This window comes from Microcoleus sp. Pol8_D6, assembly GCF_036700965.1.
Classification (GTDB): Bacteria; Cyanobacteriota; Cyanobacteriia; order Cyanobacteriales; family Microcoleaceae; genus Microcoleus.
The window spans coordinates 73,181-91,822 of record NZ_JAUBPW010000006.1 but is presented as its reverse complement, the minus strand read 5'-3'; the positions used below and the strand labels follow the sequence as shown (position 1 = coordinate 91,822).

The window sequence follows — 18,642 nt, the reverse complement described above, 5'->3', positions numbered from 1 at the left end:
GTACAGATTTAAATTTGTGCAAGAGGCTGATATGCAAGTGGCAAAAAATGGGAACAATAAAGATGGGATTGTACTGTCGAGCAGTAACTACCTGCAATACCATCACTGAAATTATTCAGGAAGGCGTCAATGTTTAAGAGCAAATTATCCAAAGTTATCGTGTCCCTGCTGCGGCGGATTGCTGGTGTTACCAGATCCGGGGCCAAGCGGCTGATGAGAGCAATGCTGCAAGCGCTGATGGCTATGGGCCGCAGGGCTAAACTACCGATGGCGGGGTTTGTGCTGCCGACGGTGACGATGGTGTTGCTGGTAGTTATATTGTTGACAGTGGCGATTACCCTGCGCTCGTTTGATCGGGCTAATACGGCGCGTAACGTGCGCGTGAACCAGCAGGTGCTGGCGGCCGCGACTCCCGCGCTCGATCGGGCGAAAGCAAAAATTCAGTTCCTGCTGTGGGAAGACCCGCAAAGACCGACGGGTACTCCATCCGATCCAGAATTGTACGCCCGGATGGCGAATGCTACGGGCGCAGCTACGGATCTTTATAGCTTCGGAGACGAGGAACGTCTGGTACTCAGAGCAGACCTCGATCAAAACGGTACCGCAGATCCCAACGCCGATCCTAAAGGCGCGCTGATTGGGCCGGCACCTGCAGAAGTAGAAAATGAAGCGATCAACACTGCGTGGAGATATCCCGTAGATACTAATAATGATGGGAAATTTGACACTTTTACTATTTACGGCATATTCTTCCGCAGTCCGAAGCGCAGTAATGTTCCAGGCCCAACTTTAGGCAACTTCACAAGGGCCAGAAAGTCGGTGGAGGCGAGAACGCCACCGACATCGGCGAAAAGTCTCAATCCTGAATGTGTGCAGGGTGGAGGTACTGTCGCTAGTTTGGTCGGCAACTCGGGGTGGTACAGGATAGACGGCCAACTTAAAAAAAGTTTTTTTGTTGACACAGTTAATGTACCGATTACAGCCTCGGAAGCGAGCAGTTTGGGCGCTAACTATAAACCGCTAACAGGAACTGCCAGCACATCGGCTCTCGAATACCAGCAAGACCAAAGCCGCATTCCCCTCGCTAATAACGCGGTAGTTTATGAAGACGACTTGGATATATCGCCAGGGCCTGAGTTGAATCTAAACGGGCGGATATTCACAAATAGTAATTTGTTGGTGACTAACTTAAATGGAGGAAATAGGACACGATTCTATCAAGTTAGTAGCCCAGATTCTTGTTTTTATGAACAAGAAAATAGCAAAATTGTGGTGGGAGGCAATGTAGTTAATGGGTGGGCGGGTAATGCGGGTACTAGCCAACCCACACAAATTCATCCAGTGGGCGTGCATCTTTTCAAAAATGCCTCATCACTTACAGGTGATAGAAACACAGCCATGCTAGCTGGGGCAAAAACTATTAGCAACGCAGATGCTGAATCCACCACGACCAATAGCAGCTTGCAGGTACTTTACAACAATGCTGCCTACACCGCTCGCCTCTCTGCCCTAGTGGCAGCACAGATGGGGCCACCCTTAGCCGACGGTAAGCCAGACCCCAACCCGCAGCCTAGCGACCCCTTTTCTGTGCAAAATAAACCAGCCACCCAAACCAGGGAACAAGCGCTGGAAGAATATTTTAAACAGATGCTCCGCAAAGTTCCCTTTGCGGAAACAGACCTCACGTTACCAAACCCGGTGATTACCAAAACGCAGGACGAGCTGCGACCTGCACGGAACACGTGGAGCATCCCGGATGATAGTAAAACCGGTATCTCAGTCTTAAGTGAACTAGAAAAAGGTAAGTTAGAAACAACACCACCAACAGCAGATGGCTCACCGCTACCTGAAGAACTATTGCTGGGCGATCGCGTGATTGCGGGTAACAACCTACCAGCCAAGAGATGGGACGACAGCAAAAATCAATTTACGAGTGAGCCAGACCCAATCCCAGGAGGCGGCAAGTGGAATGCTACCGACACCAGTGGCATTCCCCGTACCCGATCGCCCCAGGTAACAAAGCTAGCCGACGTAGGAGCAACAGAGCGCAGCGGCTTCTGGGAAGGAGCAGCAGCGGAAATACCTAAAAATCCTCTGGATGGCGTTGGGGGTCTTCGGGTGATCACCAGTGCAGGAGTTTACGAGCGCACCTATTCTTTTCTGCCGCCCCCTACTTGGATAGATCCCTTAACTGGTGCGCCCAAAGGCAAGGAATCATCCCCTAGTGATCCTCGTGATACTTACGACGACCCAACAACTACAGGTGCTGCTGTTGAGAAATACCCTGTTGTTTGGCCGGACTCGATGCCGATGTCACCCCTGGGGGAAGGGTCTAAAGTTTATGACAATAGTGCTGGTGGCGCTTATGATCCTGCCAAATGGGTTCCCCGGCCAGCAACGCTCGTAGTAGGAACAGGATCTGCCATTGACCCCACCACTCCCCAATATGCCAAAGGCGATTTACGGATGCGGGCGACAGCACTCTATCACTACAAAAAAGACGGCGGCTACAATCCAAATGTAAACCCAATAAACCTCAATAGCGTTAAGCCATTTGCCTGCGTCAGCAGCTACTACGACCCCAGCAACGCTTCCACAGCCAAAAATTTATCTACACTTCCTGATGTAAGTGGCCAGAACGCAACCCTAAACCCACCCGCATTAGGGGTTCCTGGAACTCAAATTGGCTCCAACAATGGAGTAGTTTACGGCCCACCGGTCGATAAGACACAAGAAGCAAAATCAACTCCAAGTGCAGTTCCGGCTACCCTAGGCTTGTTAGGCGGGGCAGCGCCAACTGCTTTAGAAAGGCAAGCTAATTACGTTTTTCCTGACGGTAGATTTGCCAACGAGCCTTTGAGAAACGCGCTACTGAAAGAACCGGGCGATCGCACTCTGGCTGACAAAGCAGCGATCGACTCCACAATGTGCGCCTTACAGATTATTGGCCCGACCCCAACGCTTCTGACACCCAATGCGATTATTCCTGACGGAGCTATCCAAGAAGTAGCATTTTTGAATGGCAGAGAAGTCAAGGCGATCGATCGTGACGACCCGACTACCCCCAACGTCAACGAAGCCTTTACGCTGAGCAGTCCCCTAACAACTATTGGGACAGCAAAACCAGCAAATCTAACAGGCTATTACAACCAGCCCTTAGAAGAACGTCAACCCTTAGAAATTCGCGCCACTCAGATAAACCTCGATCTATTGCGGAAAAACTCAATTGGAGGAGAGCCTTTACTGCCCTACAGCGGGATTATATATGCTAGCCGAGATGATGCGCTGCCCGATCGTAGTAAGAGAGACTCAGATTCAAGTATTAGTGCCAGAGTTAGCCCTACTGACTCCTTACTAGACCCGACTCGCAAACCTAACGGAATTCTACTGGTTAATGGTCGCGAGCTAGCCAGAATTCCCAGTCTCCCTCCCACTATTGCGAATGTAGTTATGGAAAAAGGGCTGACTTTGGCATCTAATTTGCCCGTTTACATCAAAGGCGAATTTAACCTACACACCCAACACGAGTTTAAATCTCCCTCCCAAGCAGAGTTTAAAACTCTGGCTGATTGGGACAAGTTTTACACTCGCAACAAAAACGACCTCAATAAGAACTTTGCCTGTCGGCCAAACGACCCCAGACTAAATGGTAAATGTGATATCGGCGACAATTGGCGTCCTGCAAACATACTCGCAGATGCTGTCACCCTGCTTTCAACAAATTACCGTTTTGGCTTCCGCAACGAGGGAGATTTTGACCTCAGAAACAATGCCGGCGCTGCTGCTGTATTACCTCGCAGACAGCAAGGATTTTTCAACAACAACTTTGTTACTAACGGACTTTCCAGCGGGGCGTTTTTAGCTAACGGCAATTTAAAGCCACAAGCAGATCCGGTAACTGTGAGAGATGCTAACTATGTACCTCAACCAACTTCTTCTTCCAAGCCGCTCTGGAGTTCATACTTCAACAACTTTGTCACCCCCGTTCAGCGCCGGGGGCCTTTCCCAGAGTATGTAATGGAAGTTTGTACAAAACTGCCAGTTTCTGCGTGTACGGATAGCGATTGGTACGTCGATCCGCTAGCCAGCGTACCACTGAGGGCAGCCGATGCAGGCACAACTTACAATGCCTCCTTTCAAGCTGGTTCCACTGTCGATCCCCCAGTGCCAGAATTGCAGCGATTCGCCCGCCGCGTAGCTTTTTCTAGAAGCACTACTGCACCTTTCGGTCTGACAGACCCGGCAGATCCAAAGCCTTTGGGGATAACGGGAACAACTATCGCACCAGGTGTTGGCGGTGTAAGAGCTAATAACATTAACGCTCTTTGGTTTGCAGCCAAGAGTGGGACTAATGTGGTGGCTTACGATGCTACCAATCCTCCGTATCAGCTCAACAACGCTACCACTGCCACTACAGACGGCAGCAAAGTACCTCTACCAGCCCTCGCCGCACAAAGCACACTTAGTCCATTAAAGGGGTCGCAGCCGCTATTGATGCCAGTCTCGCAGATTGAGGGTGTAACAACAGCCACCCCCGGGCAGCCACGAGGTACTGCTTCCGTAGATACAACAGGGTGGATACCCGTGGGTGTAGAGACTACATTCAATATGATTGTGGGAGCAGGCGACACTCCCTCAAGGACGCTAAACCCTACGTCGGGTGACTTTAACGGCGGTTTGCAAAACTTGCCCCGATTCTTGGAAATCTGGCGCCAAGGAGCTTCACCTGCAATTCCTACTAATATCCAAGGGTCTTTCATCCAGCTAACCCGTAGCGCATTTAATACTGCACCTTATCTGCCAACTATGCCGACGGGCTATCCGCCACTACCGGCTGATGGGCTAAAAACGGTGTTCGCCCAATCATCTAGTCCTACTACAGCCGCTACTGCTCTTGCAGGTACAGAGCCACTCATAACGACATACAACATAGCAGGTGGTCAGATTCCATACTTCACCCCGCCCACCCGGAACTGGGGTTATGACGTGGGCTTGCTATCTCAGCCGCCTGACTTGTTTACCCAAAAGTTCACAACCCCTCCCTCACGACGAACCCCGGACGAGTATTTCCGGGAAGTACCTCGCAATGACGATTGGATAAAAACTTTGATGTGTTCTACCTTAGAAAAGGACAAAACGAACGCCACCGAAACCCTCACAACTGCCGATCGAGCTAAATGCTCCACTTAACCCTCTAACTTTCCGTCGCGCAACTACTGGAGTCCTATTTATGACTAAGCAAAAACAACACCAAAATTTATCCCAGTCACGAGATGGTGGCTACACGATTATCGAGTCATTGGTAGCGATGATTGTAGTTTCGGTGCTCATGATTGCGATCGCCCCTGTGATGGCTTACTCAGTAGCGACTCGCGTACAAGCGCGGCGGATTGAACTTGCTACGATGGCGGCGAGAACTTACATCGACGCCCTGAGAGTGGGGGCAATCAGAGATGATACAACAAGCCCTGAAGGTTTTCCTTCTAATACTCCTGCCGCTCCTACCGACCCTGCTGAGTTGTACTGCGTTAACTTAGATGAAACGCCAGGTTGTGCTGGCAGCAAAGAGTTTTTGGTTCAAGGTGTTTGGGAAAATCCAGCTAATCCGACAGATCCGACAACAACAGGCTACGAGCTGACTGTGCGGGTTTACCGGGCCGATGCTTTTTCTTCTTCGGGCCAACTGACAACTACACAGCAATCAGTCGCTAATTCCGGCCTGGGCAATCCTAAAGCGCCTTTGGTGGTAATGCAAACAGAAATTCCCCCTACTACACAAGGAGCCGCGTCTGCATATCGATCTTTGTGCGATCGACTCAAGAACACCACTGGCTGTAAGTAATAATCAAAGTCCCCGTAATTAAATTTAAAATCGCTCCCCCATTTGACAAAGGAAACAGTCAAAATGAAAACTTTACTCAGGTTGCTTCTCAAAACTCAGCACCAGCAAAACCGCTCCGGACCAGCTCAAACAGATAAGGGCATGACTCTGGTCGAGCTATTAGTCGGAGCAATTATGGCATTTTTAATCATCACGCCAATGCTGGGTTTTGTAGTCGATATGCTGAATACCGACAGGAGGGAACAAGTCAAGTCAAACACTGAGCAAGACCTTCAGGCTGCCGTTGATTTCATCGCCCAAGATTTGAGTCAAGCTATTTATATTTACGATGGCAAGGGTATTAATGCAATTAGATCTCAACTTCCAAATAATGGAGATTCTAATAAAGTTCCGATTCTCGTATTCTGGAAGCGACAGCTAATTAAAAACTCGATTCCAGTTGATGCTTCTACCCTAAAACCAAAAGATTGCGGCCCTAATACATGCAACGACACTTACCTAAGATCCTTAGTTGCTTACTACCACTTTAAAGATCCGGTCAATACTTGGTGTCAGCCTTCAGGAAACCCAAACGATTGTCCTACCCGTATTGCCCGCTATGAAATTACGGATGGAATCAAAAACCCTTTAACTCAGGCATACTATAAACAGGATGATAGTGAAACTACTAAGGAGCAAAGAAAAGATTCAGTTTTTAATGAAAAATTTGACTTTAGTAAGCCCACATTAGAAGTGACAGATTTGACCATGGGAAGCAATTTTCCCGATCCTCAAGTATTGGTTAATTATATCGACCACACTACTACGGCTACTAACCCTAATGTTCCACAACCGCCAGATTGCAAAATTGCTCTGGGCGTAGTAGATCCAACCGCAGCAGGATCAACTCCTATCAACGCCGCAGATTTACGAATAACAGACGGCTCAACCCACAGCTTCTACGCTTGTGTAGATACATCTAAAAACTTAGCCAGAGTTACTATCAGAGGAAACAGCCTGCGTCGTCTTCAAGCCAACGATACTGCTTACAACCCCAACAAATCGGCATTTTTCCCAACAGCAACCGTTCAAGTAAAAGGTCTAGGTGCGATAGGAAAGTAACTGATGCCTGAAACACATTTCCGAATTGCCGCCCGCCGATAAACAATAGGATAATACCATGAAAACCCCACCAATATTATTAAAAGTTTTGCATAACTCGGCTACCAAGCCCAGCCATAATTTCCACAAAACTGCCTCCAGAAAAGCCGATCAGGGCTTCACCCTTCTAGAAGTGCTGGTGATAGCATTAATCATAGGTATATTAAGCTCGATCGCCGCTCCAAGCTGGGTGGCCTTCATCAACAGACAAAGAGTTCGCACTGTGAACGATCGAGTTTTCCAATCATTACGACTTGCACAAAGCGAAGCAAAACGAACTAAGCGCGATACCACTATTATATTTGATACAAATGACCCGCTAAAAGTAACTTTTTACCCGCCACTAAGTACGGGTGGTGCTACACAAGAGTTAAATGCAGGAGGTGAAGTTAAAGCTGGACAGGTTCAACTTGCTGTTATTGGTGGAGATACAACTCCTCCTCCTGCTCCTCCTGCTCCTACTCTTACTGCTACTCAAAAATCGCTCACTTTTAAGTTTGATGGTGCTTTCGATCCAAACAGTCCACCCACCCTGCCTTTTCAAGTCACTGTTTCTCCTGTTAATGGTGGTGCTAAGCAATGTGCGATCGTGGAAACTATCATAGGAGGAATGAGAACTGCTGAAGGAAATGATTGCCCACCACCACCCTAGTTTTCAATAAATTTAATCTTAGTCTCTAACAACAATTCCGCATAAATGCAGAATTGCTAAAATCTATTAACTTAAATTATTTTATATTTCAAATCCCATTAAAACAGTCAAAATGTGCAGCTAGAACTAAAACAAATAATCATCCAGCCAGGAAATCAACTATTAACTCAAACACATAACCTGGCCGATGTTTGAAACCCTACAAACCGAATTAGGAGAAAGTCGCGCATCCAGACTTTCATACAGCAAAAAAACATTAGAAATCATGGTTCCGCTAATCGAACACCAAGTTACCCAAGTCCTGATAACTGCTTAACTAACCAAGCGATCGCCCCTTCCACATCAGCAACTTTTTCAACATCCCCAATCGGCGGCCGCTGCACCATCACCACCGGAATTCCTAGTTCCCTAGCCGCCACAATTTTCGCATAAGTAGCACCCCCCCCGCTGTTTTTACTAACAATCGTATCAATCTGATATTCTAATAATAATTGACGCTCATCTTCCAAAGAAAAAGGCCCCCTTGCTAATAACAATTTCCCATTAGGAATAGGAGAATTGAGTGCCGGAGGATCGATCGCCCGCATCAAAAACCAAATAGCATCCAAACCAGCAAAAGCAGCCAATTCCTGCCTACCAATAGTCAGAAACACCCGCTGAGACAGCCCTAATAAAGCCCTTGCAGCCTCCGAGTGGCCCGCAACCTCAATCCAGCGATCGCCCTCCACCCTCTCCCAAGCTGGACGCACCAGCATCAAATAAGGCACATTACACTCAGCAGCAGCAACAGCAGCATTAGCAGAAATCTGAGCCGCAAACGGATGAGTAGCATCGATTAAGAAGTCGATCGGGCGATCCTCTCCGAGGGCTGCGCTAACGAGCAAAAACTCCGCCAGCCCAGCCGCCCCACCAAACCCCCCAATTCGCACCGTACCCGTTTTTGGGGTAAAAGGCTGTTGAGTGCGTCCTGCTAGCGAAGAAACCACTTCTATTTCAGAAATTTGAGACGCTCTTACCGCCAATTCAGCAGCATCCCCCGTCCCCCCCAAAATTAGCAACCGTTTTTTCACCAAATCACTCCTAACTTATCCAAGCAACGCCCGCAAATTCGGTTAATAATATGTTTAATAAAGTTTAAACCGCCAACAACAATGATTCGCTCACTTTTGACATTTTTTACAGTATTAATTGTAACCGGGTTAGTATGGTTGGGAAATATCGCCCCCGTTGCCGCACAAGTACAAGCAACAGATATCGCCGATCCTCAACAGGAATTGGGAGAACTCGTTCAAAAAGCTTTTGAAGCTACAAATGAAGGCAAATTTCTCGCTGCAGAAACTTTTTGGACTCAAATCATTGACAAATTTCCCTCACAAGCCGCCGCTTGGAGCAACCGAGGCAACTCTAGAGTCAGCCAAAACAAACTACAAGCAGCTATTTTAGACTACGAAAGAGCGATCGAGCTAGCACCCGACGCCCCCGATCCCTACCTCAACCGTGGCACCGCCTTAGAAGGTTTAGGACGCTGGCAAGAAGCGATCGCCGACTACAATCATGTACTAGAATTAGACTCCCAAGATCCAGCCGCCTACAACAACAGAGGCAACGCCGAAGCAGGTTTAGGACAATGGGAACAAGCAATTGCCGACTACAACAAAGCCTTTGAATTAGCCCCCGAATACGCCTTTGCCCGCGCCAACCACGCCCTCGCACTTTATCAAAACGGGCAAACCAAAGAAGCAATTCGCAACATGAAAAACATCGTCCGCAGATACCCCCAATTTGCCGACATGAGAGCCGCCCTCACCGCCTGTCTTTGGGAAGCAGGAAATCGCGGCGAAGCTGAGAGCAATTGGGTAGCAGCCATCGGCCTCGACTCCCGCTACAAAGACCTCGATTGGGTTGCCAATACCCGCCGCTGGCCACCACTTGCAGTCAGCGCACTAGACAAATTCTTGCACTTAAAATAATCTCACAAAGCCAATGAAAAATTGCGAGTATCCCGATAATTGTGGGGTATTTTTCCTAAAAGGGATGCTCCAAATAATGGTCAAATGTCACCCGAAGATATAGTAAAAATATGTAGGGGTAGTGCCCCCGTGCCTACCCCCCACGGATCGGGGCAACCACGGGGGGTTTGCCCCTACAAAAATTACACAATTTATTTAGAATCGCTATAGCAGAAAACAAACTATTGAAGAACAATTTAAACTCTTCTTCCCTGTTTCTTCTTTCCTCAATATTCATCCCTTAAAAAAATCGTTTCCTCCGTTTAATTATCTTCTCAAAACTCGTATTCCACATCTCCAGAAAAAATCCTATCTGTCACCAACATTCTGTATAGTTCCAGTTCTTCAACAGTAACTTTTCCGTCAGCCCAAATCGCTCTCTTAATGTCTTCCATTTCATGCTTAGATATCTTACCGTCAGCAACAGCTCGCTCGATTTGAACTTGGAGCCTTTCTAGTTGCCGCGTTTCTTCCGGCGTAGGTTGTTTATCACTCGATCGTGAAACTAACATAGTGGCACTCTCCTAGAGATTGACCTCTCTTCTGTACTAAGCCGCCGCAGCAGATATTGTCAACTCAAAGATGCAAAAATTGACAAACAAATGTAACAAAACTACATTTACTTGTCAATAAAATAAGGTGCAATATTATTTAACAAAACTACCTTTTTTTGTCAATAAAATCAATGTCAAATCCGCGCTCCGAAGTCGGGCGTCAAGTCGAATCAAGCTGCCAACAAATAATTCGCGCAATTTTCATTTTTTTGATACCAATTTAATGTGAAGTTGCACATATCTCGATCCCCCTCGCATCCCCCTTAATAAGGGGGACTTTGAGAAGAATCTTGTCCCCCCCTTAGTAGGGGCGGTGCCCCCGTGCCCGCCCTTGGTTAGGGGGGATCGGATTCTATGCAACCTTATAAAAAATTGGTATGCCCCCTCCTTCTACAGCCAACAGCCAACAGCCAACAGTCAACAGCCAACAGTCAACAGAACTAACTCTCGAATCCGCGCAGCCGTCAACTCTTCGACATTCCTGAAAACCGCTGCAGCACCCGCATTTTCCAGCCCTGCAGCATAAGCCTCGCAGCGCACAGCATCATCCAAAACATGAGGCGGCAAAATTCCGATTCCCAGCCAAACCCGATTTGGTTGCACTTCCCGCGCCTTCACAACCGTGTAAATATCCCCAACAGTATCTCCCGCGTAAATCACCGGCAAATTTTTTTCTAAACCGTGCAGAGTTTCCAACTGTTCAATTGCCGCGAAAAGTCCAGCCGGATCGGGTTTTCCCGGTGCATCTTCCATCGCCACCAACACCGGAGAATTTAAACTCAGTTTCCCCGACAAAACATAAGCAGCTTCATCCCGCATCGCCCCGCTAAAAAAGCCCCAAACCATGCCCCCAACCGTTAAATTTTCCAGGTAAGCCGGACTTAACAACAGCGGTTCATCACAAATGTAACCAGTCCAATTTTTCTCATCAGGCCCGCGATAGCGACTTTGGAAAAAAGCCACTAATTCGTCATAGTTGAGAGCGAGTTCGTTTCTCGATCGCCCAATCCCCTCAAAATAACGGCAAACTAACTCGAAAGACGCCTGCCAGTCATTATTCCACACTCCCTCAGACTTCAGAGAGTCGATATCGAGAGAATTCGGGCGAAAAGCGCCCGCCGTGAAATGTTCCACCGCATCCGCAATTGCCCGCCGGTAGGAACCGGACACATCCCGCACCACACCGTCAATGTCAAAAACTACAATAACTCTGTTCACAACTTAACCATCCTTGTACCTAGGGCGCGTGAGAACCCAAATTTTATCTGTTCCCAGCCCCTCAGTGGCGCTAAAACCAGCCGCGCCACAAAACTTTTAATCACTGATGACTCATTATTGAACAGAATGTGCTACGCTTAGCGATTGTAGAAATTTTTAACAAGTTCGATCAGAACCCTGGAGGTTTGCTTGTCCAAGTTCATCTTAAAAGTTCTCTGGCTAGAAGAGAATGTTGCCCTCGCCGTTGACCAAGTTGTCGGCAAAGGAACTAGCCCGCTGACATCCTACTTTTTCTGGCCCCGCAAAGATGCGTGGGAAGACCTCAAAAACGAACTCGAAGCCAAACACTGGATTGCTGATAACGATCGCGTCGAAATCCTCAACCAAGCCACAGAAGTAATCAACTACTGGCAAGAGGAAGGCAGACGGCGCCCGATGACTGAAGCTCAGTCAAGATTTCCCCTAGTGACTTTTACCGGCAGCAACTAAGCACAGCTTTAAGTTGCTACCCAGATACATTGCCTGTTATGGCTGACAAGGGGAAGGAGAGAGGGGAGAAGGCGAGAGGATTTGACGCTTTTTCCACCTCGCCGTGAAAAATACAATTTAAATCCGCTACAGCTTTTCTTGATACTAACTCCGATTTTGGAACCTACTGGGGTTTTGGGCTAGGTCGATTTGAGATTTTAGACTTGAGATTTATCCAAAATAAAGCTCTCAAATCTGATTTAATACAATCTAAAAAGACTGAGCAACCAAACCAAATAAATCTAAAATCGGCTTTTTTATACTCTTGAATTGTACAGTCAGCTCTCAACGTAATTCCCCCGAACCTCCAACCTCAAGCCTCAAAATCCATCGGTTAAATCCGTTAAATCTTGTACACGGATTCCTTCTTCCTGACATCCGTGACATCCGTTACATCAGTTACACAATCCGTTGCCGAACTTCCTTCTTCCTTCTTCGCGGAATCTATGGGCGCCGAAAGTACGATCGACCAGACCGAACAGCTACCGCTGGTAGTAAATCCCGACATTCTCCAGCAAGCAATCCTCTACAAAATTAATACTCGCATAAACGCTCGCGGAGAATTAATTTTCCCCTGCATCCCAGGAATGCTAAACCACTATCTCAAGTCCATAGAAAAGCTATTTAGCACTCTCGACAGACCCCTGCCCGAAGACCGCAGAGACGAACTCAGCAAGCTTTTAGCCACCAAGTTAGAACAAGGCTACCGCACCTCTACAGCATCGATGCTGATCCTGCAATACGAATCAGTGCAGCCGCCGCAAACCGGTTTAGCTTGCAAAGTCATTGTTACTAGCTCAACAGTTGGAGAACAGTACAAAAGCTGGGTAGACACCAGAGAACCTCCGCTTTTCGGCTCTCATCCCGATGCAAAATTAATGACCACGGCTGCTAAATTGGGTACACCCGATCGAGTGCGGATTTTGGACGTGGGGGCCGGTACCGGCCGCAATACCTTGCCCCTAGCGAGATTGGGCTATTCTGTAGATGCGATCGAACTAGCTCCAGCTTTTGCAGAACAATTGAAAGCCGCAGTAACAGCCGAAAACCTTCCCGTGACAGTGACTGAAGGCGACGTGCTCGACCCCTTAATGCGGATGAAACCAGCCCGCTACCAGTTGGCAGTTGCCGCCGAAGTCATCTCACATTTTCGAGACAGCGATCAAGTACGGCTTTTCCTCGCTAAAATGTGCGATTCCCTGTCTCCCGGAGGCTTGTTGCTGTTCAGCACCTTTTTAACCGTCGGCGACTACCAGCCAGATGCCCTCGTGCGACAAGTTGCCCAACTCTCCTGGTCTACTTTATTTACCCCCCAAGAACTCGCCACCGCAATGGAAGGGTTGCCATTAGTCCAAATATCCGACGAATTGGTGTTTGAATATGAACGCCACCACCTGCCGGAAGGAGCCTGGCCACCGACGCCCTGGTTTCCAAGTTGGGCCACCGGTCGAGATGTCTTCCCAATGGCAAACGCACGTCCGCCCATGGAATTGCGCTGGATTTTGTGCCGCCGAAGTTAAAATTTTTCTCATTTTTAGGCGGACACAGCAATCACAACTGTTAACCGGCAGTAACAGTTTCCTCAGATATTTTTATTTCAACAGCTTAAATCCGGCTAGCTGTTAATATGACGCTGCCGGCACAGAAAAATTTACAAAAATATATATTAAAATGTAAAGAGAGCGAAGTTCGATCGCCCCTGGGTGACAAACCCAGTGTCTGATTAGATCCAACCCTTGCCAACCTTTGACTTCTTGCGAAAAATTGGGTGGCTAATGGCAATCGGGCTTGCATAAAATTCGATCGTCATCTTGATGGGTGCAACTAAAGTTAAGATGAATTCAACAAACCTATTCCTCTCGATAGATGACTTTTTAGGGAATAGGATTAGCCAATAGATTAGCTCGCTAGTCAGCGATGCTGCTGAGAAACAAATATGCTTTTAACACGTCCACTACAAGCGTTTGGAGCAATCTTCAGGCACAAACCTTCCACAAATAGATCATCCATCGACCAAAAAACCAGTAAAAATTATTGGGAGGGGAATATTGAGTCCGCTGTAAACGAACAAATTGACTGGTACATCCAAGTGGAAATGCTAATGAGTAACGCTAAATCTTCCTGCACCAATGAAGAGATTACTGCTTGGCTGCGGGGATTGCTGACAATTGCTTGGGCAGACGGCAACTTTGACGAAGACGAGCAAAAAATGATTGCAAATCTAACTCAGGATGAACTACACCCGGTATCTTTTGAGGAGGGCTTTGAACCTATTGCCCCAGAGGAATTAGCCGCTGTGTTAGGGAAAGACACCGCCAAAGGCGAGGATTTTTTGAGGACAGCAGTCATGGTAGCTTTGGCAGACGGTACCTACTCGCTCAGCGAAGACGAGGTAATCTATAAGTTTTGCACAGCTTTGGGGCACAATGTAGAGGCGATCGAAGCTCTGCGACACACCATCGAAGACAGCAAATGCGATGATCCGCAGGGGCCCAGCAGCCAAATAGTTTTTGATGCGAATGTCCCCGCCGCCGGAACACCCCTTTCATCTCGGCTACCTAAACCTCACCACAAAGATGTCCTGCAACCCGTCAAAGACTGGCTTGACGGCTGGGAAATTCACGACCCAAAATTGGCACACTTTGTCTGTAAAATTATTCCGCCCCAGTGTCCATTTGAGCGAGATGTCGTGTTATTTGGTCGCAAAATCGTCCACATTCCGGCGATGTGCCAGATTAATCCGCTTTACGAACAGTTAGTCGGGATGCGCTTTCGAGCTCTCTGCTATTTGGCAGATGAATGTAAGGAAGATGTATCGTCATATTGTTAGTAGTTAGTAGTCATTAGTCAGTAGTCATTAGTCATTGTTCATTCTTGTGAAATCTTGGATTAATGACTGTAACTATTAACCAATGACTACTAATTAGTCCCGGATGCAAAAACCGGGTTTTTCTAGGAAAAAACATCGTTACACCCATCCGCACCCGTAGAAAAACCCGGTTTATTCAGTTTTTGTAGGTAAGTCTTGCTAAGAGAAAAACGGCGTTGATACTACTTCAATAAAAGTCTTAGTACAATCCTCAATCTTATACAAATTATTAAAAATCGCAAATTTTGGATCCGGACACAGCATTGCCGTTTCTCTACAAATGCTCGCTTACAATCTCTCGCTCTGCACTACTTTTAAAAATTGGTATAATTATAATTATCGGGCAACTGTAAGTCGCAACTAAACTTGGTTGGCGTCTGCCGAGCCGGACTAAAGAAAAAGAGAAATATGGTACTTGGATCTGGTATCATAATAACTACTGACTATTGACTACTGACTATTGACTACTGACTAAATTATGCAATTTATCGATCGAGCAGATATTCAAGTCGCAGCCGGCAAAGGCGGCGACGGTATGGTAGCTTTTCGCAGAGAAAAGTATGTACCGGCCGGCGGCCCCTCTGGCGGGACGGGCGGCAAAGGCGGTTCCGTGTATATGGTGGCGGTGGAAAGCCTGCAAACGCTGCTAGATTTTCAGTACAACCGGATTTTTAAAGCCGATGACGGGAAGCGGGGCGCGCCGAAAAATATGACTGGTGCCGGTGGGGACGATCGCACGATCGAAGTTCCCTGCGGTACAGTAGTTTACGACGCGGAAACTCAGGCAATCTTAGCAGATTTAGTGACGCCCGGACAGACTTTTTGCGTAGCTAAAGGCGGCAAAGGCGGTTTGGGAAACAAGTGTTTTCTGACCAATTCCAACCGGGCTCCAGATTATGCGATGCCGGGAAAAGAAGGAGAACACAAATTTTTGCGTTTGGAATTGAAGCTATTAGCTGAAGTGGGAATTCTGGGGATGCCAAATGCTGGCAAATCCACCTTAATTTCAGCTTTGTCTGCGGCTCGCCCCAAAATAGCAGATTATCCGTTTACAACTTTAGTCCCGAATTTGGGCGTAGTCAGAAAACCGACTGGAGACGGTACTGTTTTTGCAGACATTCCGGGATTGATTGAGGGGGCTCACGAAGGCGCGGGTTTGGGTTACGAGTTTTTGCGGCACATTGAGCGGACTCGGTTGTTGCTGCATTTGATCGATATTACCGATGAAGATCCGATCGCCAATTACGTCACAATTCAGGAAGAATTGAAGGCTTACAGGCGTGGTTTAGCCAATAAACCGCAGATTTTGGCTTTTAATAAAGTAGATGCGATCGACCTCGAAAGCGAAGAAATCGGTAATTTAATCAGCCGACTTAAAGAAATTAGCGGCGCTCCTGTTTTGTTGATTTCCGCCGTTAGTAGACTTGGATTGGATGAATTGATGCAGCAAGTTTGGCAGAAACTCGACGAGATGAACGAAAAAGAGGCGGCAGAGCAGTTAGCAGTCGCGAGTGTTTAATCGCTTTCCGGTTCGTGGAATTTCCGTGAATGGGTAGGTGTTTTTTTGAGGGGGTCAAATCTTTCGGCTGTATAGCTTGTGCGACAAGGGTTTGAGCCTCTCGTATCTCAGAGAATATCTTGGACATCTATCTACGAAGTCAGTTTTTACTAAGTAAATCTTTAATTTCTTCAATAGTAAATGGAGGATATTTCCTATGAATCATTGCATGACAGTTAGGACATAGTGGACGTAAATCTTGAATAGGATTAACTTCATATTCTTGATTGATTTCAGATAAAGGTATTATATGGTGAACATGAATAAAACCTTTACCTATTTCTCCAAAAACTTTTTCAAAGTTAAACTGGCAAACATAACAATTTAGCCCATAATATTCAATACATTTTTTGCGAGCGGGATTATTCCTTTCATAGGCATTAACTTGTATTTGACGGATAGAACCTTCTTTAAAAGTTTGAGTTTGCTCTAATTCTCCGACTTCATCAGGAAAGATTAGCGTATCATCTGATACACTAAAAGAATCGAAAAGCTGTTCAAAATCAAGCTTTGGTGTGGTTAAAATTTTGCAAACTAAAACATAGAGTTCTTCTTCAGAATATTCTTTAAATCCTTCATAAATTTCTTTCTCAAAGCGTCATAAGTCTCTCTGCCACCAGCCTCTCCGCCTATTTTTATGATAAGGATCAAAGGCATCTCTAAAATTTTTGATTGTATTAGCGGAAATTCCAAGTAGAGAGCCTATTTTTTCATGGGTATCAGTCATGTTACCAAATCCCAATTTCTGATAAACCTCTCTATCAAATCTTGAAAGATAATAAGCTACTATATAAGCATACGGGGAATTACAATCACCCAATGAGTCTATAAGACTATTCCAGTTATAAGGTTTTTTCACAATTAAAATTATTCATTTATTTTGTAATATAAATTCTCTAAATCATTGCTACAATCTGCATCGTTGGGTTGATTTCATATAATCACCTACTGTTTAGGTGGTTTGTGGGTAGGGTGCTGGATATTCCCCAATACTGATAAGTTGCTCGCGTTCGAGGATGCGTTCTAGAAGGTTAAATTGCAGAATTTTAGCGGTTACGCGCCCTTCTGGTGTCCGTGGGACGATTGCTCCTCCTTCTAGCCGAAAATGGTCAGACCATTCTTGGACACGGGGATTAAAAAAAGGAGTTAGCTGTCGTGTCTCAGGGTCGATGGAACCTAGGTCAGTTCCTTTGAAACGGTTGCAGCAAGGACAGGATAACGCTAGGTTTTCAGCTTCGGTGAGCCCATCATGTTTTTCAGCAATGATGTGTTCCATTTCAAAGGCAAAGAGTGAAGCCTTTTGGGGAAATCGACAATACTCGCATTGCTCTCCGGCGCGTTGGCTCACTAGCCGACGCAGAGTGGCTGGTACATAACTCATGCTTCTGTCTGTAAGCGTTTGTAGGCGTGAGCTTTGGCTAAACGCACCCAATGTTCTAACAGCAAATAGCGATCGAGTTCGACTTCCTCTCTGGCCAAAAGAGTGCCGGATTTATTGCGATCGAGCAGTTCGCTCATGCGGGCTTGCAACGCAGGTGTGGGGCGGATTGCGAGGATTTCTTTTGGGCTGGGTTGACTGGCTAGCAGTTCGACGATTTGGCGATCGTCTTGGTAGGGGATGGTTTCTGCGGGGGCGAGTTCCCGAAGTGCGCGATCCAGGGCTTCCGGGAGACGATCGCCCAATTGTTGCAGTTTTTCGCCAAGGCTCTCGGGAACTTCTAGGATAATTTGCATTAGTGCTGATGTGAGGATGGGAATTCCCTTGATTGTAACAAACGGAAAAAATGCCGTTAACTTAAATCCCGATCAAGGATTGAAACTGCATAGCCCGGTATTTGCACAGTTATTCACAATGGAGATAACTGGCGAATTGGCCCATTGTAATCGACTCTCACCCTCCCCTCTTGAGAAACCGTAACAACCGTTTCTACAGTAAAGACAGACGAACCAGGCCTGGAACCCTTAAAAGTAAAAGTCCAAGTCCCATCACCATTGTCAACAAACGGCGATTCCTTAGAAGTACCGTGCATAGAAGCTTCAGCTCGATAGTTGCCTAAACCCCCATTAGCCCTTTCTGCTGCTTGACGGGCTAAGTTTTTTGCCCGATTGAGTTCGATATTATTGTTAATCACTGTCATGCCGTCGGTCTGATATTCAGGAGCAGGATTAGCATTACTCAAGGTGGGGAAGACTCCAACGGCTAAAGTTGAGAGCGCTACCAGACAAGCAAGACGGATGCTTAGTTTCATAATACAAACTGATTTATAGTTTG

At 46.8% G+C, this 18,642-nt stretch carries 17 protein-coding genes; 9 read left to right on the top strand and 8 right to left on the bottom strand.

Going from position 1 to position 18,642, the window contains the following annotated elements:
* Positions 1–129: 129 nt before the first annotated feature.
* The 4 genes from hpsA (at position 130) to QUA10_RS04325 (ending at position 7,634) form a co-directional block, all read left to right on the top strand.
* Positions 130–5,190, top strand: a complete 5,061-nt coding sequence (gene hpsA / locus QUA10_RS04340) for a hormogonium polysaccharide biosynthesis protein HpsA (protein ID WP_333081385.1) — start codon at positions 130–132, stop codon at positions 5,188–5,190.
* Positions 5,191–5,230: 40 nt separating this feature from the next.
* Positions 5,231–5,842: a prepilin-type N-terminal cleavage/methylation domain-containing protein gene (locus tag QUA10_RS04335; protein WP_333081384.1), complete on the top strand. Its 612-nt coding sequence runs from the start codon at positions 5,231–5,233 to the stop codon at positions 5,840–5,842.
* A 63-nt stretch (positions 5,843–5,905) separates the two neighbouring features.
* Positions 5,906–6,943, top strand: coding sequence for a hormogonium polysaccharide secretion pseudopilin HpsC (gene hpsC, locus QUA10_RS04330; RefSeq protein WP_333081383.1), 1,038 nt, complete (start codon positions 5,906–5,908; stop codon positions 6,941–6,943).
* A 58-nt stretch (positions 6,944–7,001) separates the two neighbouring features.
* Positions 7,002–7,634: a prepilin-type N-terminal cleavage/methylation domain-containing protein gene (locus tag QUA10_RS04325; RefSeq protein ID WP_333081381.1), complete on the top strand. Its 633-nt coding sequence runs from the start codon at positions 7,002–7,004 to the stop codon at positions 7,632–7,634.
* A gap of 290 nt (positions 7,635–7,924) precedes the next feature.
* On the opposite strand, the gene QUA10_RS04320 is transcribed toward QUA10_RS04325, so the two are convergent.
* Entirely contained in the window at positions 7,925–8,704 is a 780-nt protein-coding gene (locus QUA10_RS04320) for a cobalt-precorrin-6A reductase (protein WP_333081380.1), read from the bottom strand.
* Between the two features lie 81 nt (positions 8,705–8,785).
* On the opposite strand from QUA10_RS04320, the gene QUA10_RS04315 reads away from it, so the two are divergent.
* Positions 8,786–9,604 carry a tetratricopeptide repeat protein gene (locus QUA10_RS04315; RefSeq protein WP_333081379.1) on the top strand — a complete coding sequence of 273 codons (819 nt, stop codon included), beginning with the start codon at positions 8,786–8,788 and terminating at the stop codon, positions 9,602–9,604.
* 314 nt (positions 9,605–9,918) lie between these two features.
* Here the strand turns inward: QUA10_RS04315 and QUA10_RS04310 are convergent, their stop codons facing one another.
* Both QUA10_RS04310 and QUA10_RS04305 read right to left on the bottom strand, forming a co-directional pair.
* Positions 9,919–10,155: a hypothetical protein gene (locus tag QUA10_RS04310; protein ID WP_333081378.1), complete on the bottom strand. Its 237-nt coding sequence runs from the start codon at positions 10,153–10,155 to the stop codon at positions 9,919–9,921.
* Between the two features lie 459 nt (positions 10,156–10,614).
* The gene (locus QUA10_RS04305) at positions 10,615–11,415 is read right to left on the bottom strand and encodes a TIGR01548 family HAD-type hydrolase (protein WP_333081377.1); all 801 of its coding nucleotides are present in this window, start codon (positions 11,413–11,415) and stop codon (positions 10,615–10,617) included.
* A 177-nt stretch (positions 11,416–11,592) separates the two neighbouring features.
* Here QUA10_RS04305 and QUA10_RS04300 point away from each other — a divergent pair, with 177 nt between their 5' ends.
* The 4 genes from QUA10_RS04300 to obgE all read left to right on the top strand — a co-directional run bounded on the left by QUA10_RS04300 (position 11,593) and on the right by obgE (position 16,331).
* Complete coding sequence (locus QUA10_RS04300) at positions 11,593–11,904, top strand: 30S ribosomal protein PSRP-3 (protein ID WP_333037125.1); 312 nt, start codon at positions 11,593–11,595, stop codon at positions 11,902–11,904.
* Positions 11,905–12,323: 419 nt separating this feature from the next.
* Positions 12,324–13,463 carry a class I SAM-dependent methyltransferase gene (locus QUA10_RS04295; protein WP_333081376.1) on the top strand — a complete coding sequence of 380 codons (1,140 nt, stop codon included), beginning with the start codon at positions 12,324–12,326 and terminating at the stop codon, positions 13,461–13,463.
* Between the two features lie 575 nt (positions 13,464–14,038).
* Positions 14,039–14,773 carry a Mo-dependent nitrogenase C-terminal domain-containing protein gene (locus QUA10_RS04290; RefSeq protein ID WP_333081428.1) on the top strand — a complete coding sequence of 245 codons (735 nt, stop codon included), beginning with the start codon at positions 14,039–14,041 and terminating at the stop codon, positions 14,771–14,773.
* A gap of 517 nt (positions 14,774–15,290) precedes the next feature.
* Positions 15,291–16,331, top strand: a complete 1,041-nt coding sequence (gene obgE, locus QUA10_RS04285; RefSeq protein ID WP_333081375.1) for a GTPase ObgE — start codon at positions 15,291–15,293, stop codon at positions 16,329–16,331.
* Between the two features lie 139 nt (positions 16,332–16,470).
* Here the strand turns inward: obgE and QUA10_RS04280 are convergent, their stop codons facing one another.
* From QUA10_RS04280 to QUA10_RS04260, 5 genes are all read right to left on the bottom strand, one after another.
* Entirely contained in the window at positions 16,471–16,713 is a 243-nt protein-coding gene (locus tag QUA10_RS04280) for an HNH endonuclease (RefSeq protein ID WP_333081427.1), read from the bottom strand.
* A gap of 255 nt (positions 16,714–16,968) precedes the next feature.
* A complete protein-coding gene (locus QUA10_RS04275; RefSeq protein WP_333086177.1) occupies positions 16,969–17,229 on the bottom strand; it encodes a hypothetical protein in 261 nt (86 codons plus the stop codon).
* A 93-nt stretch (positions 17,230–17,322) separates the two neighbouring features.
* Positions 17,323–17,751, bottom strand: coding sequence for an HNH endonuclease signature motif containing protein (locus QUA10_RS04270; RefSeq protein ID WP_333081374.1), 429 nt, complete (start codon positions 17,749–17,751; stop codon positions 17,323–17,325).
* Positions 17,748–18,104: a hypothetical protein gene (locus QUA10_RS04265; RefSeq protein ID WP_333081373.1), complete on the bottom strand. Its 357-nt coding sequence runs from the start codon at positions 18,102–18,104 to the stop codon at positions 17,748–17,750. Before QUA10_RS04265 ends, QUA10_RS04270 begins: the two co-directional genes overlap by 4 nt.
* Positions 18,105–18,217: 113 nt before the next feature.
* Positions 18,218–18,619 (bottom strand): hypothetical protein, encoded by a 402-nt coding sequence (locus QUA10_RS04260; RefSeq protein WP_333081372.1) that lies wholly within the window; start codon positions 18,617–18,619, stop codon positions 18,218–18,220.
* Positions 18,620–18,642: the final 23 nt, after the last annotated feature.